Genomic DNA, 25,943 nt, shown 5'->3' on the forward strand with positions numbered 1-25,943 from the left:
CGCGCGACGCGGCGCACGGCCCTACGCTGACCGCATGTCCGAACCTGCCGTCGGCAGCCCCGTGATCCTGCTCGTCGCCGACGCCCACGCGCCGCAGGTGGAGGAGGAGTTCCGGGCCCGCTACGACCGCGACTACCGCGTCGAGCTCGTGCGCACCGCCGACGCCGCGATGGACCGGCTGCGCGACCTCGTGTCCGCGCGGGAACCGGTCGCGATGATCGCGGCGGAGCGTCGGCTCCCCGACGCCGCCGGCATCGAGCTGCTGCACCAGGTGCCGGCCGTCGTGTCCACGGCGCGGCGGGTGGCGCTGATCCCGGGCGACGAGTTCTCCGGCGCGCTGGACGAGATGCGGGCCGCGCTGCTGCGCCGCGACATGGACACGTTCGTCGGCATCCCGCGCGGCGCGCGCGACGAGGAGTTCCACACGGCGCTGGTGGAGCTGCTGTCGGAGTGGGGGTGGTCGGTGGACCGGCCCACCGTGACGTCCACCGAGATCGTCGCGGCCCCCGGCGACCGCGACGCGGCCGCCGTCCGCGACCTGCTCGAGCGGCTCGGCGTCCCGAACCGCGTGCTCGGGCCGGACGACGCCGCGGCGCGCGAGATCCTCGCGGAGGCGGGACCGGGCGCCGTCCTGCCCGTGGTGCGCACGTTCGCCGGCCGGGTGCTGTCGGGGGCGACGGCGTCCGCCGTCGCGGAGGCGATGTACGGCGGTTACGACTCCATCCCGCCGGGCGAGATCGCGGACGTGGCCGTGGTCGGCGCGGGGCCCGCGGGGCTGGCGGCCGCGGTGTACGCGGCGTCCGAGGGCCTGTCGACCGTGGTGCTGGAGCGCGACGCGATCGGCGGGCAGGCCGGGTCGAGCTCGATGATCCGCAACTACCTCGGCTTCCCGCGCGGCATCTCCGGGATGCGCCTGGCGTTGCGCTCGCGCATCCAGGCGGGGCGGTTCGGCGCCCGTTTCTACACGGGCCGCGCCGTGGCGCGGATCGAGCCCGGCCCGGCGGACGAGCCGGAGCACCACCACGTGCACGTGGACGGCGCGCAGCTGTGCGCCCGCACGGTCGTGCTCGCGACGGGCGTCTCGTACCGGCGCCTGGGCGTGCCCGGGGTCGACGACCTCGTCGGTGCGGGCGTGCACTACGGGGCCGCGAGCTCGATGGCGCGCGAGATGACGGACCGGGACGTCGTCGTGGTGGGCGGCGGCAACTCCGCGGGCCAGGCCGCCGTGCACCTGGCGAAGTTCGCCGGGTCGGTGACGGTCCTGGTGCGGCGCGGAAGCATCGCCGAGACGATGTCGGACTACCTGGTCCGCGAGATCGCCGTGACGCCGAACGTCGCCGTGCTGCCGCGCACGGCGGTGGTCGACGGCGGCGGGGACGGCCGCCTGCAGTGGCTGATCACCCAGGACCTGGACACGGGCGAGCGCTCCAAGACGCACGCCGACGGCCTGTTCTGCCTGCTCGGGGCCGAGCCCGACTGCTCGTGGCTGCCGGGTGGCGTCGCGCTCGACGACCACGGCTTCGTCCTCACCGGCCGCGACGTGCCGCAGGAGCGCTGGGTGGACGGCCGACCGCCCGCGAGCCTGGAGACGACGCTGCGCGGCGTGTTCGCCGTGGGCGACGTGCGGGCCGGCTCGATGAAGCGCGTCGCCTCGGCCAGCGGCGAGGGGGCGTCCGTGCTGCCGCTGGTGCACTCGCACCTCGCCTGGTTGCGGGCGCAGGAGTTCGGGGGAGGGAGCCCGGCGTGACCGACGGTCCTCACGAGGGCGGCCCGCAGGAGCCGCGCACGTTCCGGCGCAGTCGCGCCCGCGACGTCGGCGACGCGGTGATCAGCGTGTTCGTCCGGCTCGGGGTGGTGCCGGGCACGTCCCTGCTGACCACCCGGGGCCGGCGTTCCGGGCTGCCCCGCACCAACCCCGCGACCCTCGTCACGCTCGACGGGCGACGCTGGCTGGTGGCCCCGTACGGCGTCGTGTCGTGGGTGCACAACGTCCGCGCCGACCCGCGGGTGCTGGTGCGGCGCGGCCTCTCCCGGCACGTGTTCGTGGTCCGGGCGGCGTCGGCCCAGGAGGCCGGCCCGGTGCTGCGGCAGTATCTGCGCCGGTCCCGGCCCACGCGGCCGTACTTCACGGCGACCGTCGACTCCGCGGTGGAGGAGCTCGTCGCCGAGGCGGACCGGCACCCGGTGTTCGAGCTGGTGCCGTACGACACAGGTCGCTGACCCGCCGCGCGGCACGGGACGAACCGCGGTCGAATGGGCGGCATGGGATCTGCGCAGGACGTCGCCACGGAAGCGACCCCCTGGTCACGACCGCCCGCCGAGGTGCTCTCCGCGCTGCGCACGGACGACGGCGGGCTGAGCGCCGCCGACGCGAGGGAACGGCTCGCGGAGGTCGGCCCCAACCGGCTGCCGCCGCCGGAGAAGGACCCGCTGTGGAAGCGGGTCCTGGTGCACTTCGACGACGTGCTCATCTACATCCTGCTGGTCTCCGCCGTGCTCAAGGCGATCCTCGGCGACTGGGTCGACTTCACCGTGATCCTGCTGGTCGCGGTGGTGAACGCGGCGATCGGCTTCATCCAGGAGGGGCGGGCCGAGAGCGCGCTGAACGGCATCCGCCAGATGCTCTCCGTGCACGCCGAAGCCCGCCGCGACGGCGCCTGGGCGAAGATCGACGCCGACGACGTCGTGCCGGGCGACGTCGTGCGCGTACGCTCGGGCGACCGGGTGCCCGCCGACGTGCGCCTGCTGCAGGCGACCAACCTGCGCGTCGAGGAGTCGGCGCTCACGGGGGAGTCGGTCGCGGCGAGCAAGCGCGTCGACGCCGTCGACGCCGACGCCGGGGTGGGCGACCGCACCAGCATGCTGTTCTCCGGCACGCTCGTGGCCGCGGGCCAGGGCGTCGGCGTGGTCACGGCCACCGGCGAGCGCACCGAGATCGGCCGCATCCAGACGATGATCTCCGAGGTCACCAGCCTGGAGACCCCGTTGACCAAGCAGCTCGACCGGTTCGGCAAGCTGCTCGCGGTGCTCATCCTCGGCATGGCCGTCGTGATGGTCGTCATCGGGCGCGTGGTGCACGACTTCTCGGTGCCGGAGCTGGTGTCCGCGTCCATCGGGTTCGCCGTCGCCGCCGTCCCGGAGGGCCTGCCCGCCCTGGTGACGATCACCCTGGCGCTCGGCGTGCAGCAGATGGCCCGCCGCCGCGCCATCACGCGCAAGCTGCCCGCCGTCGAGACCCTCGGCTCGGTCACGACGATCTGCTCCGACAAGACCGGCACGCTGACCAAGAACGAGATGACCGCGCGGCTGGTGCGCACCGCGGGCCGGTCGTTCGACGTCGCGGGGGCCGGGTACGCGCCCGTCGGCGAGCTCACGCTCGTGGGCGAGGGGTCGCGGCACGCCGACCTCGCCGACGACCGCGACCTCACCGCCGTCGTCGCCGCGATGATGCTCTGCAACGACGCCCGCGTGGTGCCGGGGGAGCCCGGCGAGCAGGGCGAGGACTGGCGGCTGGTGGGCGAGCCGACGGAGGGCGCGCTGCGCAGCCTCGGCATGAAGGCCGGCTTCGACACCGCGGGCTGGTCGCGGCAGGACCTGGTGCCGTTCGAGTCGGAGAACAAGTACATGGCCACCCTCGACCGGGACGCGGACGGCGGGCAGGTCGTGCACCTCAAGGGCGCGCCCGACCGGGTGCTGGACCGCTGCATCACGCAGACCGCGCCGGACGGCACGGCGCAGCCGATCGACCGCGCGTTCTGGGAGGCGCAGATCGACGAGATCGGAGGCCGGGGCCTGCGGGTGCTGGCCGCGGCCCGCCGCCGCGTCGACCCGTCCGCCGAGCCGTCCACCCCGCTCGCCGACACCCTCGTCGACCTGGAGCTGTGCGGCCTGGTCGGCATCGTCGACCCGCCGCGCCCGGAGGCGATCGACGCCATCGCGCAGTGCCGCGACGCGGGCATCGCCGTCACGATGATCACGGGCGACCACGCGGGGACCGCGGTGGCGATCGGCCGCGAGATGGGCATCGTGCACGACGAGGTCGGTCCCGACGGCGCGGGACCCGCCGTGCTCACGGGTGCCGAGCTGGAGGCGATGAGCACCGCGCAGCTGCGCACCGTCGTGCAGGACGTGCACGTGTACGCCCGCACCAGCCCGGAGCACAAGATCCGCATCGTGTCGGCGCTGCAGGCGCACGGCGAGGTGGTCGCGATGACGGGCGACGGCGTCAACGACGCCCCCGCGCTCACGCAGGCGGACGTCGGCGTCGCGATGGGCATCAAGGGCACGGAGGCCACGAAGGACGCGGCGGAGGTGGTGCTCGCCGACGACAACTTCGCGACCATCGAGCGGGCCGTGGAGGAGGGGAGGCGGATCTACGACAACATCCGCAAGTCCGTGCTCTTCCTGCTGCCCACCAACGGCGCGCAGTCGCTGGTCATCCTCGTGGCCGTGCTGTTCGGCCTGGTGCTGCCGCTCGCGCCCGTGCAGGTGCTGTGGATCAACATGATCACCGCCGTCACGCTGTCCCTCGGCCTCGCGTACGAGAAGGCGGAGCCCGACGTCATGTCGCGGCCCCCGCGCGACCCGAAGGCGTCGATCCTCGACGCCGTGTTCGTGCGCCGCATCCTCATCGTGTCCCTGCTCATCGGCGGCGCCACGCTGTTCGTCTTCTACGCCGAGCGGGCGCAGGGCGCTCCGCTCGCCGAGGCGCAGACCACGGCCGTGACCATGCTCGCGCTGGGCCAGCTGGCGTACCTGTTCAACTGCCGGTTCCTGGACCGGTCGAGCCTCACGGTCGACGTGCTGCGGGGCAACCGCGTCATCTGGATCTCCGCGGTCGCGCTGATCGGCCTGCAGTGCGTGTTCGTGTACACGCCGTTCATGCACGACTGGTTCGACGCCGCCCCCATCGGCCTCGAGGAGTGGGGCAAGACCCTCGGCCTGGCCGTCGTCGTCTTCCTGCTCGTCGAGGTGGTCAAGGCGGTGGGTCGGGCGCGCGAGCGGCGGGCCCGCGCCTGATCAGCCGCGGCGCACGCGCACCTCGTGCTCCCCGTGCCCGACGACGGCGGGCGGGGCGCCCGGGACGTCCAGCTCGGCGGTGGTGCCGACGGGCGCCACGCAGCGCACCACGAGCTCCTCGCCGTCGGCGCCGTCCTCGATCCGCCACGCGACCTCGGCGGTGCCGTACGGCGTGACGTGCCGGGCCGAGGCGTGGGTCAGCCCGCCGCCGGGCCGCGGGGCCACCCGGAAGGTGCGGTACCCCGGCTCGAGCGGGGCGAGGCCGGCGACGACGCGGTGCAGCCAGTCGGCCACGGACCCGAGGGCGTAGTGGTTGAACGACGTCATCTCGCCCGGGTTCACCGTGCCGTCCGTGAGCATGCTGTCCCAGCGCTCCCAGATGGTCGTGGCGCCGAGGTCCACCATGGCGAGCCACGACGGCGACGCGTGGCTGAGCAGCAGCGCGTACGCGGCGTCGAGCTGCCCGGTGCCGCTCAGGGCGTCGGCGACCAGCGGCGTGCCGGCGAACCCGGTGCCGACGGTGTTCCCGCCGTCGCGCACCAGGGCCGCGAGCCGTTCGCCCGCGCGGCGGCGGGCGTCGTCGCCGTCCAGCAGGTCGAAGACGATCGACAGCGCGTGCGCGGTCTGGGTGTCGTGCATCGCGTCGCCGCTGTCGACGTAGCGCTTGCGGTACGCGGCGGCGACCTCGTCGGCGAGCGTCCCGTAGCGGGCGGCGTCGGCGTCGCGCCCGAGCGTGCGGGCCGTGTCCGCGACGGCCCGCGCCGAGCGGGCGAGGTAGGCCGTGGCCACGAGGTACGGGTCGGTCTGCGCGCGCAGCGGGTCCTCGGGCGGGGCGGTCGGGTCGAGCCAGTCGCCGAGCTGCATCCCGGTGTCCCACAGCCGGTCGGCCCCGGCGAGGCCGGCCACCTTGTCCACCCAGGCGACGGCGCTCGCGTACTGCCGCGCGAGCAGGTCGCGGTCGGCGGAGTCGCGGTGCAGCGCCTCGGGCACGAGGGTGGCGGCGTCGCCCCACCCGGCGATGTCCTGCGACGGCTGCCAGTACGTGCCGCCGGGGATCCACGGCACGTACACGGGCACGGTGCCGTCGAACCGCCGCTGCTCGGCCGACAGCGACCGCAGCCAGTCGGCGAGCATCCCGTGCACGTCGTAGAGGAACGCGGCGGTGGGCGCGAACGCCTGGATGTCGCCGGTCCAGCCGAGGCGCTCGTCGCGCTGCGGGCAGTCGGTGGGGATGTCGACGAAGTTGGAGCGCAGGCTCCAGACGACGTTCTCGTGCAGGCGGTCCAGCGCCGGGTCGCTGCTGGCGAACCAGCCCGTGCGGGCCATGTCGCTGTGCAGCACGCGGGAGACGATCGCCGGGGCGTCCTCGCCCGGCCAGCCCGTGACGTGCGCGTACCGGTAGCCGTGCACGGTGAACCGCGGCTCCCAGGTGAGGGCCTCACCGTCGAGCACGACCTCGTCGGTGGCGGCGGCCTCCCGCAGCGTGCGCGTGTAGAGGGTGCCGTCCTGCAGCACCTCGGCGTGCCGCACGCGCACCACGGTCCCGGCGGGGGCGGCCGGCACGACGAGGCGGGGGCGGCCGGAGTGGTTCTGCCCGTAGTCGACGAGCCAGCCGTCCTCGCCGTCCGGTCCGGGCGCACGGGTCACGCTCACGGGCGCGAGCTCGCCCGTGCAGCGCACCGGCGGGCCGTCGGGGGCCGCGAGCACGGCGCGGTCCAGGGGGTGCACGACGACGGGCGCCCATGCGGCGTCGTCGAAGCCGGGCTCCGACCAGCCCGCGGGCAGCAGGCGCGCGTCGAAGGTCTCGCCGTCGTACAGGGAGGCGCGCGTGAGCGGGCCCGGGGCACTGCGCCACGACGCGTCGCTGCCCACCACGACCGTGCCCGTGTCGGTGACCACCTCGAGCTGGGCGAGCACGCCCACGTGGTCGCCGTACAGGTCGCGGTGGCCGCCCTCGAAGCCGTACCGGCCGCGGAACCAGCCGTCGGCCAGCCACGCGCCGAGGGCGTTCTCGCCCGGGCGCACGAGGTCCGTGACGTCGTAGACGGACACGCGCAGGCGGTCGTCGTAGGGGGTCCAGCCGGGCACCAGCTCGTCGGCGCCCACGCGCCGCCCGTTGAGCTCCGCCTCGACCAGGCCGTGCGCGGTGAGGTGCAGGCGCGCGGACCGCACGGCGTCACCGGGGACGTCGAACCCGCGGCGCAGCAGCGGGGCGCGCCGGCTCTCGACCGGGCCCTCGTCGTACCCGGGCCCGACGAGCTCGGCGGTCCAGCCGGCCGCCGTCAGCCCGCGCTCCACGACGACGGGCTCGCTCCACGGTCCCCAGCCCGCCTCGCCCGCTTCCTCGTCGGCGCCGCCGTCCCGGGTGCGCACGCGCACCTCGGCGCGGGCACGGGGGGCGAGCGGCGCGCCCGGCCAGGGCACGAGGACCTGCGCGGAGCCGTCGACGACGGCGGTCGCCTCGTCGAGGACCGTGCCGTCCGGCGCCGTCGTGCGCCACGCGACCTCGTACGCGCCCTGCCGGTAGGCCGCGTGCGCGGCGTCGAGGTGCCAGGACAGGCGGGGCCGGTCCTCGCCGACGCCGAGGGCGGGCTGCGGGTGGTGCTCGACGCGCAGGACGGGCGCGGGGACGGTCATCGGGCTCCCTCGATCGGGGTGGGGGTGGTGGTCGCCGGGGCGGCGGGCTCGTCGTCGGCGACGCGCGGGTACCGGGTGATCCAGAAGTACCCGATCACGCCGCCCACGGCGATGCACACCGCCACGAACACGAACAGCACGTTCGGGCTGGCCGCGAGCAGGGTGGGTGTCCACAGCGCGACGACGGCGGCGACCACGCGGGTGAACGCGATCATCACGCCCTGCGCGGTGCTGCGGTAGGTGGTGGGGATGAGCTCCTGCGCCCACACCTTGAACATCGGCTCGCCCGCGACGGCGCCCGCGATGGAGCCGACCACGCCCATAGTCACGAGCGTCCAGACCTCGACGCCGAAGACCACGGGGACCAGGTAGCCGAGGGTGTAGAACACGGCCATCACGGCGAACCAGCGCATGCGGTGCGCGCCGTCGACGATCCGCATCAGCCCGTAGGTGGCCGCGAACGCGATGGCGAAGGTGACGAACCCGACCGTGGACGCGAACCGCACCGTGGAGCCCGCCATCTCCGTGTACATGAGGGTGGAGAACTGGCCGCCGGTGTTCGCGCCGACGTTGACCAGGGCGTAGAAGAGCGCGACGGCGACCATCGGCATGAGGTACGGGCCGTGCAGCAGCCGCTTGAGGGTGCCGAGGTCGACGGCGTCGGCGCCCGGGTCGCTGGCCGCGGCGCCCGCGTGCGCGGCCTGCCAGCGCGACGACTCCGGCATCCCGGCCCGCAGCACCAGCACGACGAGGGCCAGCACCAGGAGCTGCCCGTACATGATCCGGCCGCCCGTCATGCCCATGCCGCCGACGACGATGCCGAACAGCTGCGCGGCGATGATGCCGACGAGCCACAGGATGTGGGAGAACGAGATCAGCTTGCCGCGGTGCTCGGGCGGCGCCTCCTCGGCGATCATCGCGAGCGACGCGGGCAGGTCCGCGCCGACCGCGAGGCCGAGCAGCACGACGCCGGCGTACAGCGCCCCGGTGCCCGGCGCGGCCACGAGGACCGCCGCGCCGGCGACGTACACCGCCATCGTGGCGAGGAAGACGCGCTTGCGGCCGAACAGGTCGGCCAGGCGGCCGCCGACCAGCGCGCCCGCCGCGATCATGAACGTCAGCAGGGCCGAGTACTGGCCGAACTGCGCGTCGCTGATGCCCAGCGGCTCCTTGTACAGCACCAGCGCCGTGCCGGTGGTGATGATCGCGCCGGCGTCGAGGTACGACGCCATGCCCGCCACCGTGGTGCGGTACCAGGTCCTGCCCGGGATCTTTCCCGGTGCCGTCGAGGTCGTCATCGTTCTCCCACTTCTACTTTGAAGCGCTTCAAATTGAGTCGTTTCTCGAGGATGCCCGGACCGCGCCCGCGTGTCAACATCCGACCACGGGGCCTACCGTGCACGCATGAGCCGAGCGACCGACCGTCGCGAGCGCCGCAGGCGCCGTCGCGACCAGCTCACGCCGGACCAGCGGGCCGACCGCCTCAAGGAACGCGTGTACGTCACCTTCGCGGCGCTGGCGGTGGTGCTGGCGCTCCGGGGGCACGTCGAGGGCCTCACGCCAGGCCGGGCGGCGACCACCCTGGTCATCACCGTCGGCGGCACGCTCCTCGCCGTCTTCCTCGCCGACCTCGTGTCGCACGTCGTGGTGCACAACCACCTCCCGACGCGCGCCGAGAGCCGCCACATGGTGGGCGTGGTCTCCAGCGCCGGCGGCGTCGTCGTGCTGCCGCTCGTGTTCCTGTGGCTGGCCGGGCGCGGGACGTGGACGACGGCGGGCGCGCTCACCGCCTCGACCGTCGCGCTGGTCGCGAGCCTCGGCCTCGTCGGGTACGTGGCCGTGCGGCGCGCGGCGATCCCCACCTGGCAGAAGTGGCTCCTCCTGCTGGCCGAGGTGGTGCTCGGGGTGGCGGTCGTGGCCCTCGAGGTGCTCGCGCACGGCTGACCCCACCGGGGGAGGATGGCGGACGACGGCACGGGGACCGTGCCGACGAGGGCGAGCGAGGGAGCGGCGCATGGCGAGCAGCGAGGTGACGGTCGTCGTCGGGGTCGGCGGGATGGGGGAGGAGATCGCGCGCCGCACGCCGCCGGGCCGGACGCTGCTGCTCGCCGACTTCTCCGACGAGGCGGTGACCCGCGTGGCCGACGCGCTCGGCGGCACCCACGACGTGCGGGCGCGCGTCGTCGACGTGTCCGAGCGCGAGTCGGTGGCGGAGCTCGCCGCGGAGGCCGCGTCGCTCGGGCCCGTGACGTCCGTCGTGCACACCGCGGGGCTCTCGCCGACGCAGGCGGCGGTGGGCCCGATCCTGGCCGTCGACCTGCTGGGCGTCGCGCACAGCCTCGACGAGTTCGGCGCCGTGGTCGCGCACGGCGGCGCCGGCGTGGTCATCGCGTCCATGGCAGGGTCGATGGCGGTCGGCCGCCTCCCCGCCGAGCTGGAGGCGGCGCTCGCGCGCACCCCCACCGACGCGCTGCTCGACCTCCCGTTCCTCCGCGGGGACGCGGTCGCCGACCCGGGCGCGGCCTACGGCATCGCGAAGCGCGCCAACCAGCTGCGCGTGCAGACGGCCAGCCTCGCCTGGGGGCGGCGCGGCGCCCGCGTGAACTCCGTGAGCCCCGGCGTGATCGTCACCCCGATGGGGGAGCAGGAGCTCCAGGGCGAGTCCGGGGCGGGGATGCGCGCGATGGTCGAGGCGTCCGGCACCGGCCGCCTCGGGCGCCCCGACGACATCGCCGCGGCCGTCGCCTTCCTGCTCGGGCCCGACTCGTCCTTCGTCACCGGCACGGACCTCCTCGTCGACGGCGGCGTCGTCGCGGCCGTCCGCTCGGGGGCGCTCACGCTGCCGGGCGCCTGACCACCCTGGCGCCATGACCTGGCTGCTGCTCGTCGCACTCGCGGTGCCGGCGGTGACGGCCGTCGTGCTCCTCGTGCGGTCGTCGCACGGGCCCGACCTCGGGCCGGACCGCCTGGTCCGGGCGGCGCCGCTCGCCCTCGTCCCGGTCGTGGTGGTGGACCTGCTCGGCCCCGTCCGCGGCGCGGCCCTCCAGCTGGACGTCGTGGGGAGGCCGCTGCTCCTGTTCGTCGGGGTGCTGTACGCCGCGGCGCTCGCCCTCACGGCGCGGTCCGCGGACGCGCGGACGGCGTCGCGCAGCGGGCTGCTGCTCGTCGCGTTCGTCGGCACCGCGACGGTGCTCGTCGCCGCCGACGCGGTGACGTTCCTCGCCGGGTGCGTGGTGACGACGGTCGCCGCGCACCGGCTGATCCTGCACCCCCGCACGACGACGGCGCGGCGCGCGGGCCGGCTCTACCTCGTCCTGGCGGTGGCCAGCGACGTCGTCCTCGCGGCCGCCGTCGTGCTCGTGGTCGCGGCCGGCGGGCTGCACCTGGCCGACGCCCCTGCGGCCGTCGCCGCCGCCCCCACGGGCGGGGTGGTCGTGGGTCTCCTCCTGCTCGGGTTCGGCATCAAGGCCGCCACCTTCCCGCTGCACGGGTGGCTGCCGATCGACGAGGCGGCCGCGTCCGTGCCGGTCGGGGCCGTGCTGAGCGGCACCGTGGTGAAGGTCGGCCTGGTGGGCTGGCTCCGCTTCCTCCCGCTGGGGCACGAGGCGATGCCCGGCTGGGGCACCCTGCTGGTGGTCGCGGCGCTCGTCGGAGCGTTCGGCGTGCTCGTGCCGGGCGTCCTCACCGACGACCCCGAGGTCTCCCTCGCCTACAGCACCGTGGGCCAGATGGGGTTCCTCGCCATGGTCGTCGGGGTGGCCCTCGGGGCCCCCGACCTGGCCGAGGCGTGCGTGCTCACCGCCGTCGTCTACGCGGTGCACCACGGCATGGCGAAGGGCGGGCTGATCATGGCGGTGGAGGTCTGGGAACGCTACGGCGCCGGCCGCGCCCGAGCCGTGGTGCTGGGCGGCGCGTTCGTGCTCGCCCTGGCGATCACCGGCGCGCCCCTGGGCAGCGGCGCCGTGGCCAAGTACGCCGCCAAGCGGGCCGTGGGGGAGGCGCCGTTCCTCGTCGACGTCACCGCGGTGCTCCCGTTCGTCGCGACCGTGTCGACGCTGCTGCTCCTTCGCGCCCTCGTGCTGCTGCGGGCGTCGGGCCACCCCGGCCCGGCCGCGCCCGACGGCGGGCTGTGGTCGTGGGTCGTGCTCGCCGTCGGCGGCACGGTCGGCACCTGGGTGCTGGCGTGGCTCTGGCTGCCGCCGGAGAAGGTGCCCGGGCTCGACGCCGTGACGGCCTGGGGCGCGGTCTGGCCGGTCCTGCTCGGGCTGGCCGTCGCGGGGCTCGTCCTCGGCGCGGCCAGGGCCGGCGTCCTGCCCTCCTGGACCGGCACCCTGCGCATCCCCGCGGGCGACCTCCTGGACGCCGTCGCACGCAAGGTGGATCGCACGGCCGACGCGCGGACCAGGCGCGACGGTGGAACGATCGGCCGCAGCACCCGGTAGGTCCGACCTCAGGAGGACACGACAGATGGCGCACCAGGAGACGACGTCGGGGACCGGCACGACGGCGAAGGTGTCGCTGCTGACCCTCACCGCGATGGTCGTCGGGTCCATGGTCGGCGCCGGGGTGTTCTCGCTGCCGCGCCGGTTCGCCCAGGAGACGGGCGTCATGGGCGCCCTCATCGCGTGGGTCGTCGCGGGCGCGGGCATGCTGATGCTGGCGTTCGTGTTCCAGCGGCTCGCGATGCGCAAGCCCGACCTCGACGCCGGCGTCTACGCGTACGCGAAGGCGGGCTTCGGCGAGTACACGGGCTTCTTCGCGGCCGCCGGCTACTGGGCCAGCGCGTGCGTCGGGAACGTCACCTACTGGGTGCTCATCATGTCGACGCTGGGGCAGTGGATCCCCGCCCTCGGCGCCGGCGACACGGTGCTCGCGCTCGCGCTGTCCACCGTCGGCCTGTGGCTGTTCTTCCTGCTGGTGCGGCGGGGGATCAAGGAGGCGACGGCGATCAACCGGATCGTCACCGTCGCCAAGATCATCCCCATCATCGTCTTCGTCCTGCTGGCGCTGTTCGTCTTCGACCCCAGCGCGTTCGCGGAGAACTGGGGCGGCGCCGACTACGCGGGCTCCCTGTTCGACCAGGTGCGCGGCACGATGCTGGTCACGGTCTTCGTGTTCCTCGGCGTCGAGGGCGCGAGCGTCTACTCCCGGCACGCGAAGCGCCGCGAGGACGTCGGCCGTGCCACCATCCTCGGCTTCGTCAGCGTGTTCGCCATCTTCGCGTCGGTGACGATCGTGTCCTACGGCATCATGCCGATGAGCGAGATCGCCGAGCTGCGACAGCCGTCGATGGCGGGGGTGCTCGAGGCGGCCGTCGGCGAGTGGGGCAGCGTCTTCGTCGGCGTCGGCCTCATCATCTCGGTGCTGGGGGCGTACCTCGCATGGACGCTCATGGCGGCGGAGGTGCTGTTCGTCGCCGCCAAGGACCGCGACATGCCGCGCTTCCTCACCCGGTCGACCGACCGCGACGTGCCCGTCAACGCGCTGCTGCTGAGCACGTCCCTGTCGCAGGTCGTGCTGGTCCTCACGTACTTCTCCGAGGACGCGTTCGACTTCGCGCTCGACATGACCGCCGTCATGACGCTCATCCCGTTCCTGCTCGCCGCGCTCTACGCGGTGAAGCTGCGCGCCACGCGGGAGACCTACGACGGCGCGCCGCCGTCCACGCTGCGCGGGGACCTGGTCGTCACGGTCCTGGCGACGGTCTACACGGCCTTCCTCGTCTTCGCGGCCGGCCTGAGCCTCGTGCTGGTCTCGTTCCTCTTCTACGCGCCCGCGACCGTCCTGTTCGTCATGACGCGGCGCGAGCAGGGGCGCCGGGTCTTCAACCCCGCCGAGCTGGCGCTGTTCGTCGTCGTGGTCGCGATCGCCGTCCTCGCGGTGATCGGCCTCGCCGCCGGCTGGATCTCGATCTGACCGTCACCACCGACCGCACCGTCCGTCGTCCGACCGAAAGGTTCTCCCCATGACCACCGCACCGTCCGCGCAGCCCGCCGCCCCGGCCCACGGCGTCCACTCGGAGGTCGGCCGGTTGCGCAAGGTGCTGGTCTGCTCGCCCGGGCTCGCCCACGAGCGGCTCACCCCCACGAACTCCGACGACCTGCTGTTCGACGACGTCATGTGGGTGGAGTCCGCGCAGCGCGACCACCTGGACTTCGTCAACAAGCTCACCAACCGGGGTGTCGAGGTGGTCGAGCTGCACGACCTGCTGGCGCAGACGATGGCGATCCCGCAGGCGCGGTCCTGGCTGCTGGACCGCAAGGTGGTGCCGAACCAGGTGGGGCTCGGCCTGGTGGAGGGCACGCGGGGATACCTCGAGTCCCTGACCGACCGGGAGCTGTCGCGCTTCCTCATCGGCGGGCTCTCGACGCACGACCTGCCCGAGGACTTCCGCAGCGACTACGTGAACCTGGCCCGCGAGTCCACCGGCACCCCCGAGTACCTGCTGCCGCCGCTGCCCAACACCCTGTACACGCGCGACACGACCTGCTGGATCTACGGCGGCCTCACGCTCAACCCGCTGTACTGGCCGGCGCGCAAGGACGAGACGCTGCTGATGAAGGCGATCTACTCCTTCCACCCCGAGTACGTCGGTTCGCGGGTGTGGTGGGGCGACCCGGAGCAGGACTGGGCGCAGGCCACGATCGAGGGCGGCGACGTCATGCCCGTCGGGAACGGCACGGTGCTCGTGGGCATGAGCGAGCGGACGTCGCGCCAGGGCATCACCCAGTTCGCCAAGGCGCTGTTCGAGGGCGGCGACGTGGAGCAGGTCGTCGTCGCGGGGATGCCGCGGCTGCGCGCCGCGATGCACCTGGACACCGTGTTCACGTTCGCCGACCGCGACCTCGTCACCGTGCACCCCACGATCGTCGACGGCATCCACGCCTTCACGCTCCGGCCGTCGGACGCGTCGCCCGGCGTGGAGGTCACCGACGAGGGCGACACCCCGTTCGTCGACGTCGTCGCCCGGTCGCTCGGGCTGCCGAAGCTGCGCGTCGTGGAGACGGCGGGCGACGCGTACGCCTCCGAGCGCCAGCAGTGGGACTCCGGCAACAACGCCGTCGCCCTCGAGCCCGGCGTCGTCTTCACCTACGACCGCAACACGCTGACCAACGCGGCGCTGCGCCGCGCCGGTGTCGAGGTCATCACCATCGTCGGCGCGGAGCTCGGCCGCGGGCGCGGCGGCGGGCACTGCATGACCTGCCCGATCTCGCGGGACCCGCTGGACTGGTGACCTCCGGCGGGCGCCCGCCGGAATACCCGTGGCCCAGGTCACTGTTCGACCCGTCGTGACCCTCCTGACGCGCGCCGCCGCCTTCCTCCACGAGCTGGACGTCCTCGAGGCCCTCGAGGCCGCGACCGCCGTGCAGGTGGACGTCGCCCGCGAACCCGGCCGGCCCTGGCGCGGCTGGGTGGTGCAGCTGGGCCACGACCTGTACGTGCGCTCCGCGCCCGACGCCGCGCGGCGTGCCGGCGGCGGGCGGGCGCACCTCCAGGTCGACGGCACCCGCCAGCCGGTGGTGCTCGCCGAGGTGGCACCCGAGCTGCACGCGCTGCTCGACGACGCGTACCTGGCGAAGTACGGCCGGTGCGCGCCGGAGAAGGTCGGCGCGGTCACCTCCGACGCCGCCGCCGCGAGCACGTTCCGCGTGCGGCTCCGGCGGGCGACCTGGGGCGAGCGGGTTGCGGGGGCCGCGGCCGCCGCGCGCCTCGCCCTGCGCCCGCGGCGTGCGCAGGAGCCCTGCCCGAGCTGCTAGACGGCGCCGACCTCGGCCGGCTCGAGCCGCGCGTCGAGCATCCGGGCCGTGGCGTCGACGGAGGCCAGGGTGGACGCGTCGTGCGACACCAGCAGCGTGGCCGCGCCGGTCTCGCGGGCCAGGCCCGTGATCAGCTCGACCACGCGGGTGCCGCGCTCGTGGTCGAGGGCCGACGTCGGCTCGTCGACCAGCAGCACCTCGGGACGCCCGACCAGGGCGCGCGCGATCGCGACGCGCTGCCGCTGCCCGCCCGACAGCTGCGCGGGCCGCTTGCCCGCGTGGTCGGCCACGCCGACGGCGTCGAGCAGCTCGAGGGCCCGCGCCCGCACGCTCGAGGGGCGGCGGCCCCGCAGGTGCGCGTGCAGCTCCAGCTGCTCCAGCGCGGTGAGCGAGCCCAGCAGCTGCGGCGACTGGAACACCATGCCGATGCGGTCCAGGCGCGCGCGGGTCGCGTCGGCCACCGTCGTCGTGGGCGTGAACACGACGTCCTCGCCGAACCGGACCGTGCCGCGGGTCGGGTTGGTCAGCCCGGCGGCCACGGCCAGCAGGCTGGACTTGCCCGCCCCGGACGGGCCGAGCAGGGCCGTCGTCGTGCCGGCCGGGACGGCGAGGTCGACGTCGTCCACGGCGGTGAGCGTGCCGTCGCCGTCGGGGTAGACGAGGGTGACGTGGTCGAGGTGCAGGTCCATGAGGTCCTCCGGGTCGTCGGGGTGTCAGCGGGTCAGCGCGCCGCGAGCGCGGCGTGCGGGTCGATGCGGGTGATGCGCGCGATCGAGACGGCGGCTCCCGCCAGGCCGAGCAGCACCAGGGCGGCGGCGGGCACGAGCGTCGTCCCGGCCGTCACGACCACCGGGACGACGTCGGGCAGCAACGAGGCGCCCGCGACCGTGAGCCCCGTGCCCACCGCCACGCCGCCGACCAGCAGCACGGCGGCCTGCCCGAGCGCGTCGCGCAGCAGGTAGCGGGTGGAGGCGCCGAGCGCCTTGAGCACCGCGACGTCCCCGGACCGGCCGATGGTCCACACGGTGAAGAACGCGCCCACCACCAGCGCGGAGATGGCCAGCAGGAACGCCTGCATCGTCGTGAGCGACGTGTTCTCCCCGGCGAACGACGCCACCGCCGAGCGCGCGTCCGACGTCGTGACCGTCGTCGTGCCGAGCGAGGCGTCCGCGTCGGCCAGGGCGGCGTCCGTCGGGCCGTCGTCGGAGGCGCTGAGCGCCACGACCGTCGCGACGTCGTCGCCGCCGGCCCCGCGTGCGCCGACCGCCTGCCAGTCGTCGAGCGTGGTCCACACGACCGGGGTGTGCGAGAAGGACTCGTCGGCGTCGACGGTCGTCGCGACCGTGAGGTCGGCGCCGCCCAGGGTGACCGTGTCGCCGGTCCGCGCGCCCAGGGCGTCGGCCGCGCCCGGCGTGAGCACGACCGTGCCCGGCTCGACGTCGCCCGTGCCCGGCACCAGGTGGGAGCCGTCGGCCACGCCCAGCGCGGTGACCGACGCCGTCGTGCTGTCCGAGCCGGCGCGCGTCGTGGCCAGGCCCAGCGGCTCGGCGGACTCCACGCCCGGCACCTGCGCCCAGCCCTCCCACTGGTCGCTCGTCACGCGCGACGCCGTGAACTCGGGGGAGTCGCCGGCGGCGGGCATGGAGAACGCGAGGTGGTCGGCGGGCAGGTCGGTGACCGCCGACGTCGACTCACGGGCCAGGCCCGCCGTCAGGGACGCGAGGAACGTGACGAGGAACGTGATCAGCACGATCACCACGGACATGAGGACGAAGCGGCCGCGGGCATGCTGGAGATCGCGCAGGGCGACGAACACGGGAGGACCTCCACGGGTCGACGGGGACGGGGATGCCTCCAGCCTCCGCGCCGGGCCGCCCGCGATCATCGGGAGCCGGGGGGATCCTGCGGCGCCGAAGGGTGGCCGGGCCGCTCCACCTTTTGGACGATGCGCCGCGCCGCGGCGCGGCTACCGTGGACGGGGTGATCCACCGCCCCCAGCCGTCGGCGACGCGCGCCCTCATCCTGGGGCTCGACGTCCTGCTCGCGGCGCTCGCCGTGGTCGCCGTGCTGCAGGCCCCGCCGGGGCGGACGTGGGCGTCGGCGGCTGTCGCGGCCGTGCTCGTCGCCGTCTACGTCGCGGGGCGCCGGGCGGTGCGGGTGCACGACCGTTCCGTCGACACCCCGCGCGGCGCCTGGTGGCCCGACACCGCGTGGATCGCCGCCCTCGTGGTCCCGTGGGTGGTGCTGCTGTGGCTCTCGCCCGCCGCCCTCTGGCTCGCGTTCCCGCTGATGATCCTGCAGATGCACGTGCTCGGGCCGCACCGCGGCGTCGTCGCGGTGGCCGCCACGACGGTGCTCGCCGTCGCGGAGGGGCTGCTGGTGCAGGCCGACGCCGACGACCCGTGGACCGGGTTCGTGCTGGGCCCCGTGCTCGGTGCGGCGGTCGCCGTCGGGGTCGTGCTCGGGATCGAGGCGTTCGTCCGCGAGTCGCAGACGCGGCAGCGGACCGTCGACGAGCTGACCCAGGTGCGCCAGCACCTCGCGCAGGCCGAGCGGGAGCGGGCCGTCACGGACGAGCGGGCCCGCCTGGCGCGCGACATCCACGACACCCTGGCCCAGTCCCTGTCCGCGATCGAGCTGCTGCTGCGCGCCGCCGACGACGCGGTCGGCACCGACGACGACAGGGCCCGTGACCTCGTCGGCCAGGCACGCGGCGCCGCCCGCGACAGCCTCGCCGAGGCGCGCCGCGTCGTGCAGGACCTCACGCCGCGCGACCTGGACCGCACCACCCTCGTCGCCGCGCTGCGCGGCGTGGCGGCGCGGCAGCCCTTGGACGTCTCCGTGCACACCGCCGGCGACGTGCGGCCCCTGCCCGTGCCCGTCGAGACGGCGCTGCTGCGCATCGCCCAGTCCGCCCTCGCCAACGTGGTGCAGCACGCCGAGGCCGGCCGCGCCCGGCTCACGCTCACCTACGAGCGGGACACCGTCACCCTCGACGTCGTCGACGACGGGCGCGGGTTCGACCCGGAGGCCGTCGCGCGCGCCGCGGGGGCCACCGGTCGCGGCTTCGGGCTGCCGTCCGTCCGGTCGCGGGCCCAGGAGCTGGGTGGCAGCGTCGCGCTCGAGTCGTCGCCCGGCGCGGGCACCGCCCTGGCGGTCACGCTGCCCGTGGAGGTGGAGGAGCCATGATCGACGTCGTGCTCGCCGACGACCACCCCGTGGTGCGGGCCGGGCTGCGGGCCGTGGTCGACGGGCAGCCGGACATGCGCGTCGTGCACGAGACCGGCACCGCCGAGGACCTCCTCGCCTGGCTCGACGCCGGCGGCCGGGCCGACGTCGTCCTGCTCGACCTGCGGTTCGGCGACGCCGGCCCGGGGCGGTCGAGGCTCGGCGGTGCGGAGGCGACCGGCACCGTGGTGCACCGGCACGCGACGCCCGTGCTCGTCGTCACCACCTACGGCACCGACGCCGACATCCTCGCCGCCGTCGAGGCCGGGGCGACGGGCTACCTCCTCAAGGACGCGCCCACCGAGGAGCTGGCCCGCGCCATCCGCTCCGCCGCCGCCGGCGAGGTCACCCTCGGCGCCGACGTGCAGCGTCGGCTCCTCGGCCGCATGCGCTCGCCGGGAGTGACCCTCAGCGCCCGCGAGCTCGAGGTGCTGCGCCTCGTCGCCGCCGGCCGGTCGAACGACGCCATCGCGCGCGAGCTCTTCGTCTCCGTCGCCACCGTGAAGTCCCACCTGGCGCACATCAACACCAAGCTCGGCACCCAGTCGCGCACCGAGGCCGCCGCCGTCGCCCGCGAGCGCGGGATGCTCTGAGCGTGGCCGGGTCTAGCGTCCAGTGCCATGACGCTCGACGAGATCTGCGAGAACGCCCGGCAGCTCAGCACCGCCCACGGCTGGGACCAGAGCGATCCGGCGGCCCGGATGCTGCACCTCGTGTCCGAGGTCGGGGAGGTCGCCGACGCCGTGCGCGCCCTGCAGGCCGCGGGGGCAGCCGAGGCCGAGGAGGCGAAGGCTGCCCTCGGGCTGGAGATGTTCGACGTGATCTGGAACCTGTGCGCCCTCGCGAACACCACCGGCGTCGACCTGACGGTTGCCGCGGCCGCAAAGATGCGGCTGAACACCACACGATCCTGGCCGGGACACCGGAGCACGGACACGCTTCTCCCCGAGGGCTGAGGGTGCGCAGGGTTGAGGGTGCGCAGGGTTGAGGGTGCGCGCCGAGCACGTCAGAACGGCGGGTCCGTCAGGTCCACGGGCTCCGGTGGGATGAGCTCGCGCCCGGTGAGATCGACAGGATCGGCGACCGGGTCGCGGGACATGCGTCCCGTCGGTGACGTCCAGACGAGCGTGCCATCGGCCTCTTGCCGTGCCTGCCACTGCGTCTCGTGCTTGAGCACGTGGTGGCGCCGGCACAGGTGGGCGAGATTGTCGACCGTGGTGCGCCCGCCGTCGGCCCACGCGACCGTGTGGTCGACGTCGCAGCGGGCGGCCGGGCGGGTGCAGCCCGGGAAGCGGCAGGTGCCGTCGCGCGCCTCGAGGTAGGTGCGCAGTGCCGCAGGGACGGCGTACGTGCCAGGGTCGGCGGACAGCAGCGTGCCCGACACCGGGTCGACGAGCAGGCGGCGCAACGAGGGCGCCCGGGCTGTGAGGAACGCCGCGACCCCCGGGTCGATCGCGCCGTGATCCGTCAGCTCGGCCGGCTCGCCCGAACGGCCGAGCAACGTCAGCACCGGCACAGTGACCCGTACCCGCGGCGTGATTCTGCGGGCATGGTCGGCAAGGTCCGGTACGAGACCTGCGACCAGCTGTGCCGCCAGCCCTTCTCCGGGCCGCGCCGCACCGGTGCCGGACACCTGCGCACCGGAGCGCGTCACCGTGTCGGGGTGGGGACCGGGCGAGGCCTCGGTTCCGGCCAGCAGGAGAGCGGCATACGCGTCGGCGCGGAGCTGGCCCACGGTGCGATCGTCTCCGGCCTCTCGGGCGGTGCGTGCTGCGGTGGTCAGGCGGTCGTGGGCCGCGTGGGCGGTCGTGGCGGGGAGGTAGGCGCTGAGCCAGGCCATGCCGTCGGCCGCGGGGTCGACGAACACGGCGCGCTTCGCGGACGCCCTCTGGTGCCGTCGCTCGAACGGCTCAGGGTGCGCACGGTCCCGGGCACGGCGCAGGAAGGCACGGAACTGGGCCAGCGTCGCCGTCGCCGCCCGCGGGAGCGCCTCGGCCTGGACGGCGGCTCGAGCCTGGGCGTCGGGGAGGTCGGCGAGGACGTCGGCCATCGCCGTCGCGTGGCGGGCGCCGATCCGGCCGCGGCACAGCTCGGCGAGCGTGGCGGAACCGGACGAGGTCAGGGTCCGTGCGGTCTCGACGAGGTGGTCCGCCTGCCGCTCGCCGACCCGCAGCGTGGTCGCGACGTCCGCCACGAACGCGCGGCGGGCCAGCTCGTGCTGACGCGCCGTACCCGCACGCAGCACCCGCAGCTGCTCGCCCGCCAGCAGGTCGGGCTCGCACCGCGCGGCGGCCCGGCGCGCTCGCTCGACGGCCAGGAGCTTCTTGCCCTCCAGGGCGTCGAGTCGCGCCTGGATCCGCGCCAGGTCGTCCAGGGCGACCGAGACGTCGTGGACCGTCGTCGGGCCGACCGGGGAGAGCACGTCGTCCCACGGCGTGGTGACGACCGGCAGGTCGTCGAGCGCTTGCTCGAGCACTGCGGCAGACATCCCCGCGTCACCTCCTCGACGTCGAGCGAGAGTCAGAGCCTGTGTTCGTGCCATGGCTCGAACATGTGTTCGAGCCTAGCGAGGAACCCGACCCCGCACCAGGCCCGATACGCACCTGTGGAAAACCGTCGAGGCCCGCGAATCCCGTTGCCCGGTGTCCGGCGCTCGGGCAGAGTCCGGCCATGACGATCCGCTACCCCCGCCCCCTGCGCCCCGGCGACACGATCGGCGTCACCGCGCCGTCGGCGGGTGTCGCGACCCCGCTCCACCGGCGACTGCTGCACGCCGCCGACGTCGTGCGCGCGAAGGGCTACGACGTCCGTCTCGGCGAGACGCCCACGGGCGAGGGGATCGTCAGCGCCCCGGCGGACGTGCGCGCGGCGGAACTCACGACGATGCTCACGGACCCGGCCGTGCGCGCCGTCGTGCCGCCGTGGGGCGGGGAGCTGGCGACGGACCTGCTGGGACGACTCGACTGGGACGCGCTCGCCGCGGACCCGACGTGGCTGGTGGGGTACTCCGACGTCTCGACGGTCCAGCTGCCCCTCACGCTGCGCACCGGCGTCGCCACGCTGCACGGCCAGAACCTCATGGACACGCCGTACGACGTGCCCGCCGGCCTGCTCGGCTGGTGGGAGGTCGCCTCGGCGGCGCAGGAGGGGGAGGAGCTGGTGCAGCGCTCGCCGCGGCGGTACCGCTCGTCCGGCTGGGACGACTACGAGAACGAGCCCCAGGTGTCGACGTGGACGCTCGACGCCGCCGGCTCCTGGCTGCGTCTCGACGGCGAGGACCCGGCCGCGCCGGTCGATGTCCAGGGGCGGGTGATCGGCGGCTGCCTGGAGACGGTCTCGCTCCTCGCGGGCACGCCCTACGGCGACGTGGCCCGGTTCGCCGCGGAGCACGCGCCGGAGGGCCTGGTCGTCTACCTCGACATCCTGGAGTGGGACGCGTTCGCGGTCGGCCGGGCCCTGTGGGCGATGCGCCACGCGGGCTGGTTCGACGCGGCGAACGCGGTGCTGGTGAGCCGCACGCACGCGCCCGACGGGGACGGCTTCACCCAGCACGACGCGGTCCGGGACGCGCTGGGGGACCTGGGGATCCCGCTCCTCGCGGACGTCGAGTGCGGGCACGTGCCGCCGTACCTCGCGCTGGTGAACGGGGCGCTCGCCCGCGTCCAGCACGGGCCCGAGGAGTCGGCGATCACCCAGCGCCTCGTTCCCTGACCGCTCGCCGCCTCCTGGCGGTCGCGGCCTGGAGGCCGCGGGCGGTCAGCCCCGGAACGCCTGCGGCATCACGTCGCGCGCCGGGCCGGTGCGGTCGAGGAACCCGACCCCGCCGGCCTGGAGCTCGCGGGCGGCGTCGACCAGCGCGGACAGGGCGTTCCAGGCGAACGTGCCGCCGACGGAGATCCGCGCGACCCCGGCGTCGGCCAGCTCCTGGGGCGTGGGCCCGCCCGCGACGAGCAGGGCGTTGACGGGCCGGTCGACCTCGCGGCAGACGGTCGCGATCGCTGCGGCGTCGCGCAGCCCGGGGGCGTACAGCACGTGGGCGCCGGCCTCCTGGTAGGCCTGCAGCCGCGCGATCGTGTCGGCGAGGTCGTCCCGGCCGTACAGGTGGTTCTCGCAGCGGGCCGTGAGCACCAGGTCGCCGGCCGCCTCGGCCGCGGCGGCCACGCGCTCGACGGCGAGGGCGCGGTCGTAGAGGGGCTCGTCGTCGCGCCCGGTCGCGTCCTCGACGGAGCCCCCGGCAAGGCCGGCGTCACGGGCCTCCGCGACCGTGCGGGCGACGTCGGCGGGGGAGTCGGCGAACCCGTTCTCCAGGTCCGCGCTCACGGGGACGTCGACGGCGGCCGCGAGCGCGGCGGCGTGCGCGAGGGCCTCGTCCCGGGTGACGGCGCCGTCGGGCCGGCCGAGCGTCGCGGCGAACCCGCTGCTCGTCGTCGCGACGGCGGCGAAGCCGAGGGCGGCGAGGACCCGTGCCGACCCGGCGTCCCACGCGTTCGGCAGCAGCAGCGGGTCGCCGGGGCGGTGCAGGGCGAGGAAGTCGGCGCGCATGCCGGGCACGCTACCGACGGGCGCCGACACGGGGTGCGGTCGAGGGGTGGGTATCAGTGCGGGATCGCGCGCGCTCTCCACGGGTAGGACGACGCGCGGCACCGCGCGGAGCCCTCTGACCGCGACGACGCGGCCCGGTGCTCCCGGGAGGGCGACATGAGACGAGGACTGGGTGCGCTGACGGTCCTGCTGGTCCTGGTGACGGCAGCGTGCGGGGACGGCGGGGAGCCGTCGGTCGACGACGGCGGCGGCACGGCGACGGGCGGGACGACGTCCGAGGCGACGGTGCCCGGCGACGAGGGCGACGGCGCCAGCGACGAGGGCGACGACGACACCGTCGGCGCCGACGCGGGGGAGGACCTCGAGGAACCGCTGCCGCAGGCGGGCGGCAAGGCCCAAGCCGACCTCCCCGGCCTCCTCATGGGTGGCCAGGACTTCGTGCTCGTCGGCGACGCGTGGTGCGGGCTCGCCTCGATCCAGACGGACGGGTTGCCCGCCGGTGTGACCGTGGAGATCGTGCAGGTGACGGTGCGGACCGCGGGCGCCGCGCTGGCCGGTGCGGAGTGCGGGGAGCCGTGCGCCGGCGTGACGCTCGAGCCCGGCAACCTCTCGTGCGGGGTCGCCGTGCTGCCGCCCGATCCGGGGACCGAGCTGGTCGACGTCTCGTTCGACGCGACCGCCACCTGCAGCACCCAGGGAGAGTGCGACCAGCTCCGACAGGACCTGGAGGTCGGGAGCGTCTGGTCGATGTGCCATCCGCCCGGTGACGTCGGGTACGACTGCGACCCGGCGACCGTCGAGTCCTCCGGAGCGGCGACGGACGAACCGGGCGAGACGGAGACCGGGGAGTCGAGCGAGGCGCCGGAGAACGAGGTGACCGAGACGCCGGAGGGCGAGGTCACGCCGGGACCTGCCGACGAGCCCAACGACGAGCCCACCGACGAGCCCACAGACCAGGCCACCGAAAAGCCCACCGAGGAACAGGGGCTGCCGTGACCCAGCAGTCGTCACCGGCCGCGCACGAGCCGAGCGTCCTGACGCGCGTCTGGTCGGTGCTGGGCACGGTGGTCGCCCCGGCGACGTTCGTCACGGCGATCCTGTTCTACTTCGGCTACGTCACGACGCGCGCGCAGTACCTGTACTTCGGCGTGGACGTCGACCTGCTCGGCTACAGCACGCAGGAGTTCGTCATGCGCAGCCCGCAGCCGCTCCTGGTGCCGATGCTCGCGGTGCTGCTCGTGGGGGCGGCGCTGGTGCTCGCGGACGCGACGCTGCGGCGGCGGCTCGCGGGGGCACCGGAGCCGGTGGTGCACCGGTGGACGCTCGCGTCGACGGTCGGCGGCGCCGTCGTGCTGGCGGTCGGCGTGGCGCTGATCGTGGCCTACCCGGCGCTCGCGGCCTGGGCCCCGTACCCCTTGGTGACCCCGCTCGTGATCGGCGTCGGGTCGGCGGGCCTCGCGTACGGCCTCACCTGGTCCCACCGGCGGCGGGCCACGGCAGCGCACGCCGCCGGCGCCGACGGGACGCAGGGGCCGACGCCGGGCACCGACCCCGCGCGCACCGCCGTCCTGCTGCTGGTGCTCACGGTGGTCGCCTCGCTCTTCTGGGCCACGGGCACGGTGGCGGAGTGGACGGGACGGGGCCAGGCCAAGGCGCTCGCCCGCGACCTGGGCGGCCTGCCCGCCGTCGTCGTCGACACCCCGCAGCAGCTGGAGGTGGGCGACCCGGCCGTGGTGGAGGAGGACCTCGCGGCCGGGGACGGCGCGTACCGGTACCGCTACCGCGGCCTGCGGCTGCTGGTCGAGGGCGGGGGCTCCCTCTTCCTCGTCCCCGAGAGGTGGTCGCCGCACGGGTCGACGCTGGTCGTGCCGCTCGACGACGTCCGCGTGAAGCTCCGGTTCGTCAACGACCCGCCCTGAGCGCTCCCGCGCCTGCTGCGGGAGGATGTCGGCAGCACCCGCAGAGACGAAGGAGGCACGTCGACGTGAGCCGCGAGCGTTTCCCGCGCTGGGTCTACGAGAGGGGCACGGAGCCCGACCCGCGGTTCTCGCTGGCCAACGAGCGCACCATCCTCGCGTGGCTCCGCACGGCCCTGGGGCTCATCGCGGGCGGCACGGCGCTCGAGGCGCTGGACCTGCCCATGGAGCCGCACCTGCGCCTCACGTCCGCGATCGTGCTCCTGGTGGCGGGTGCCGTCGTCCCGGTCGCGGCAGCGGTCGAGTGGGCCCGCTCGGAGCGCGCCATGCGCGAGCACGGGCCGCTGCCGGGGGCGATCACGGGGTTCGTGCTGGTCGTGACCATCACCGTCGTGGGCATCCTCGTGCTGCTCGCCCTGCTGCTGCACTGAGGGCCACGCCGACATGACGGACCGTCCCCCGCCCCTCGTCGGGCCCGAGCGCGACCGCGGCCTCCAGGCCGAGCGCACCGCGCTGGCCTGGCGCCGCACGCTGCTGTCGTTCACGGCGGCGTGCGCGGTGGCGTGGCAGACGCTGCCCGGGGTGGACGGCGCGACGTCGTTCCTCCTCACCGCGGCGGTCGCGCTGGTGCTCACCCCTCCGCTGTGGTGGTTCGCCAAGCGGCACGCCGGGCACACGCACCGGCACCTCGACACCGCGGAGCCGCGCCTCCGGCACGGCCGGCGGATCGTGCTGATGTGCGCGGGCACGGCGCTGCTCGGGCTGGCCGGGCTGGTGGCCGTCGTCTTGTTCTGACGGCGCCGACGGGAGTGACGGCCGCATGCCGACGGATGCGGTTCACTGT

The 25,943-nt window shown here is 74.9% G+C and carries 23 protein-coding genes; 17 read left to right on the forward strand and 6 right to left on the reverse strand.

Annotated features, from left to right (window positions below; genetic code table 11):
• The first annotated feature begins 34 nt into the window (after positions 1-34).
• Genes ACFQ80_RS00775 through ACFQ80_RS00785 form a run of 3 tightly spaced genes read left to right on the forward strand, consistent with a single transcriptional unit; the run spans position 35 to position 5,019 of the window.
• Positions 35-1,747, forward strand: a complete 1,713-nt coding sequence (locus tag ACFQ80_RS00775) for an FAD-dependent oxidoreductase (protein ID WP_430549276.1) — start codon at positions 35-37, stop codon at positions 1,745-1,747.
• Positions 1,744-2,220, forward strand: coding sequence for a nitroreductase family deazaflavin-dependent oxidoreductase (locus tag ACFQ80_RS00780; RefSeq protein ID WP_430549275.1), 477 nt, complete (start codon positions 1,744-1,746; stop codon positions 2,218-2,220). The genes ACFQ80_RS00775 and ACFQ80_RS00780 overlap by 4 nt, the downstream gene beginning before the upstream one ends.
• 42 nt (positions 2,221-2,262) lie before the next feature.
• A complete protein-coding gene (locus tag ACFQ80_RS00785) occupies positions 2,263-5,019 on the forward strand; it encodes a cation-translocating P-type ATPase (RefSeq protein ID WP_430562192.1) in 2,757 nt (918 codons plus the stop codon).
• On the opposite strand, the gene ACFQ80_RS00790 is transcribed toward ACFQ80_RS00785, so the two are convergent.
• Positions 5,020-7,656, reverse strand: a complete 2,637-nt coding sequence (locus tag ACFQ80_RS00790) for a family 78 glycoside hydrolase catalytic domain (RefSeq protein WP_430562193.1) — start codon at positions 7,654-7,656, stop codon at positions 5,020-5,022. It lies immediately after the preceding gene.
• Positions 7,653-8,954: an MFS transporter gene (locus tag ACFQ80_RS00795; protein ID WP_430562194.1), complete on the reverse strand. Its 1,302-nt coding sequence runs from the start codon at positions 8,952-8,954 to the stop codon at positions 7,653-7,655. Before ACFQ80_RS00795 ends, ACFQ80_RS00790 begins: the two co-directional genes overlap by 4 nt.
• 106 nt (positions 8,955-9,060) lie before the next feature.
• Here ACFQ80_RS00795 and ACFQ80_RS00800 point away from each other — a divergent pair, with 106 nt between their 5' ends.
• The 6 genes from ACFQ80_RS00800 to ACFQ80_RS00825 all read left to right on the forward strand — a co-directional run bounded on the left by ACFQ80_RS00800 (position 9,061) and on the right by ACFQ80_RS00825 (position 15,413).
• The gene (locus tag ACFQ80_RS00800) at positions 9,061-9,600 is read left to right on the forward strand and encodes a hypothetical protein (protein WP_430549271.1); all 540 of its coding nucleotides are present in this window, start codon (positions 9,061-9,063) and stop codon (positions 9,598-9,600) included.
• A gap of 70 nt (positions 9,601-9,670) precedes the next feature.
• Positions 9,671-10,510 (forward strand): SDR family oxidoreductase, encoded by an 840-nt coding sequence (locus ACFQ80_RS00805; protein ID WP_430549270.1) that lies wholly within the window; start codon positions 9,671-9,673, stop codon positions 10,508-10,510.
• Between the two features lie 13 nt (positions 10,511-10,523).
• Positions 10,524-12,098, forward strand: a complete 1,575-nt coding sequence (locus ACFQ80_RS00810; protein ID WP_430562195.1) for a proton-conducting transporter membrane subunit — start codon at positions 10,524-10,526, stop codon at positions 12,096-12,098.
• Between the two features lie 25 nt (positions 12,099-12,123).
• A complete protein-coding gene (locus tag ACFQ80_RS00815; RefSeq protein WP_430562196.1) occupies positions 12,124-13,572 on the forward strand; it encodes a basic amino acid/polyamine antiporter in 1,449 nt (482 codons plus the stop codon).
• Between the two features lie 49 nt (positions 13,573-13,621).
• Positions 13,622-14,890 (forward strand): arginine deiminase, encoded by a 1,269-nt coding sequence (locus ACFQ80_RS00820; protein ID WP_430549267.1) that lies wholly within the window; start codon positions 13,622-13,624, stop codon positions 14,888-14,890.
• Between the two features lie 55 nt (positions 14,891-14,945).
• A complete protein-coding gene (locus ACFQ80_RS00825; RefSeq protein ID WP_430562197.1) occupies positions 14,946-15,413 on the forward strand; it encodes a DUF2255 family protein in 468 nt (155 codons plus the stop codon).
• Here ACFQ80_RS00825 and ACFQ80_RS00830 read toward each other — a convergent pair.
• Positions 15,410-16,102 carry an ABC transporter ATP-binding protein gene (locus ACFQ80_RS00830; RefSeq protein WP_430549265.1) on the reverse strand — a complete coding sequence of 231 codons (693 nt, stop codon included), beginning with the start codon at positions 16,100-16,102 and terminating at the stop codon, positions 15,410-15,412. The two genes, ACFQ80_RS00825 and ACFQ80_RS00830, sit on opposite strands and share 4 nt — an antisense overlap.
• Before the next feature lie 32 nt (positions 16,103-16,134).
• The gene (locus tag ACFQ80_RS00835; protein ID WP_430562198.1) at positions 16,135-17,229 is read right to left on the reverse strand and encodes an ABC transporter permease; all 1,095 of its coding nucleotides are present in this window, start codon (positions 17,227-17,229) and stop codon (positions 16,135-16,137) included.
• Between the two features lie 164 nt (positions 17,230-17,393).
• On the opposite strand from ACFQ80_RS00835, the gene ACFQ80_RS00840 reads away from it, so the two are divergent.
• Genes ACFQ80_RS00840 through ACFQ80_RS00850 form a run of 3 tightly spaced genes read left to right on the forward strand, consistent with a single transcriptional unit; the run spans position 17,394 to position 19,597 of the window.
• Positions 17,394-18,602: a sensor histidine kinase gene (locus ACFQ80_RS00840; RefSeq protein ID WP_430562199.1), complete on the forward strand. Its 1,209-nt coding sequence runs from the start codon at positions 17,394-17,396 to the stop codon at positions 18,600-18,602.
• Positions 18,599-19,234 (forward strand): LuxR C-terminal-related transcriptional regulator, encoded by a 636-nt coding sequence (locus tag ACFQ80_RS00845; RefSeq protein WP_430549262.1) that lies wholly within the window; start codon positions 18,599-18,601, stop codon positions 19,232-19,234. Before ACFQ80_RS00840 ends, ACFQ80_RS00845 begins: the two co-directional genes overlap by 4 nt.
• Positions 19,235-19,261: 27 nt before the next feature.
• Entirely contained in the window at positions 19,262-19,597 is a 336-nt protein-coding gene (locus ACFQ80_RS00850; RefSeq protein ID WP_430562200.1) for a MazG nucleotide pyrophosphohydrolase domain-containing protein, read from the forward strand.
• Between the two features lie 50 nt (positions 19,598-19,647).
• Here the strand turns inward: ACFQ80_RS00850 and ACFQ80_RS00855 are convergent, their stop codons facing one another.
• Positions 19,648-21,129, reverse strand: a complete 1,482-nt coding sequence (locus ACFQ80_RS00855) for a DUF222 domain-containing protein (protein ID WP_430562201.1) — start codon at positions 21,127-21,129, stop codon at positions 19,648-19,650.
• A gap of 182 nt (positions 21,130-21,311) precedes the next feature.
• Between ACFQ80_RS00855 and ACFQ80_RS00860 the strand changes: the two genes are divergently transcribed.
• Positions 21,312-22,352, forward strand: a complete 1,041-nt coding sequence (locus ACFQ80_RS00860) for a S66 peptidase family protein (protein ID WP_430562202.1) — start codon at positions 21,312-21,314, stop codon at positions 22,350-22,352.
• Between the two features lie 45 nt (positions 22,353-22,397).
• On the opposite strand, the gene ACFQ80_RS00865 is transcribed toward ACFQ80_RS00860, so the two are convergent.
• On the reverse strand, positions 22,398-23,183 hold the full coding sequence (locus ACFQ80_RS00865) for an isocitrate lyase/phosphoenolpyruvate mutase family protein (RefSeq protein WP_430562203.1): 786 nt from the start codon (positions 23,181-23,183) through the stop codon (positions 22,398-22,400).
• Positions 23,184-23,339: 156 nt separating this feature from the next.
• Between ACFQ80_RS00865 and ACFQ80_RS00870 the strand changes: the two genes are divergently transcribed.
• The 4 genes from ACFQ80_RS00870 to ACFQ80_RS00885 all read left to right on the forward strand — a co-directional run bounded on the left by ACFQ80_RS00870 (position 23,340) and on the right by ACFQ80_RS00885 (position 25,894).
• Positions 23,340-24,179 carry a hypothetical protein gene (locus ACFQ80_RS00870; protein WP_430562204.1) on the forward strand — a complete coding sequence of 280 codons (840 nt, stop codon included), beginning with the start codon at positions 23,340-23,342 and terminating at the stop codon, positions 24,177-24,179.
• Positions 24,176-25,102: a hypothetical protein gene (locus ACFQ80_RS00875; protein ID WP_430562205.1), complete on the forward strand. Its 927-nt coding sequence runs from the start codon at positions 24,176-24,178 to the stop codon at positions 25,100-25,102. Before ACFQ80_RS00870 ends, ACFQ80_RS00875 begins: the two co-directional genes overlap by 4 nt.
• 65 nt (positions 25,103-25,167) lie before the next feature.
• Complete coding sequence (locus ACFQ80_RS00880) at positions 25,168-25,530, forward strand: YidH family protein (RefSeq protein ID WP_429730731.1); 363 nt, start codon at positions 25,168-25,170, stop codon at positions 25,528-25,530.
• 13 nt (positions 25,531-25,543) lie between these two features.
• On the forward strand, positions 25,544-25,894 hold the full coding sequence (locus tag ACFQ80_RS00885) for a hypothetical protein (RefSeq protein WP_430562206.1): 351 nt from the start codon (positions 25,544-25,546) through the stop codon (positions 25,892-25,894).
• Positions 25,895-25,943 lie beyond the last annotated feature (49 nt).

Origin of the sequence: Isoptericola sp. NPDC056578, from assembly GCF_042793275.1 — a bacterium.
GTDB lineage: Bacteria > Actinomycetota > Actinomycetes > Actinomycetales > Cellulomonadaceae > Isoptericola.